Origin of the sequence: Flammeovirga aprica JL-4 (genome assembly GCF_012844305.1) — a bacterium.
GTDB classification, from domain to species: Bacteria; Bacteroidota; Bacteroidia; order Cytophagales; family Flammeovirgaceae; genus Flammeovirga; species Flammeovirga aprica.
The window spans coordinates 1-683 of record NZ_JABANE010000360.1 but is presented as its reverse complement, the minus strand read 5'-3'; the positions used below and the strand labels follow the sequence as shown (position 1 = coordinate 683).

The 683-nt window shown below is 31.0% G+C and carries 1 protein-coding gene; it reads left to right on the top strand.

The genetic code is table 11. The features are described 5' to 3' along the window. The coding region (locus HHU12_RS34370; protein WP_169661208.1) for a T9SS type A sorting domain-containing protein at positions 1-459 on the top strand (459 nt) is incomplete at its 5' end. Positions 460-683: the final 224 nt, after the last annotated feature.

Here is a 683-nt window from a genome sequence, read left to right as displayed (position 1 = left end):
TCTATCTCATTCTCTTTATCGACGGTAGTATTAAATCAATTGGATGCATTTATTGATCAAGATAAAGTAGTTTTCAAATTAAAGGAATTAGGAGAGGCCACTTTCAGAGTAATGGCAACAGACCAACAAGGAAGTAGTACTGTACTAGAAATTCCAATAGTTGTGTTGGATAATGAATCAATAGAAAAACCTACTTCAACCGAATTAGAAGAATTGATGTCAGTGAAGGTTTATCCTAACCCTGCAAGAGATATAATAGATGTTGAATGTCCGACACTTGTATCAGGCATAGAAAATATAAAGCTAACGTTGTTGACTTTAGAAGGTAAAGTCCAAATGACAGAAATAATAAATAATGGAAAAACATCAATAGATGTGTCTAGCTTACCCCAAGGGATTTATATTTTGACTTTAGAGAATAATGCTCAGACCACCATCAAAAAGGTAATCATTAATTAAGTATTTTTTTGACAGCGTATAAGTTGTATTTATTAGTTTGTGTAACTGCTTAACATCCCGCTAAATAAGGTGTTTTTACCTTTTTAGCGGGTATTTTTTTACTTTCTTCAATCCAAGTTCTAAGTCAGAACTTATTACTATTTTATAATTGCTAAGTACTGAGACAAATTAAAATATAAGCTATATTTATACCCTAATTATGGGTCGTAAAACAAAAGTTATAG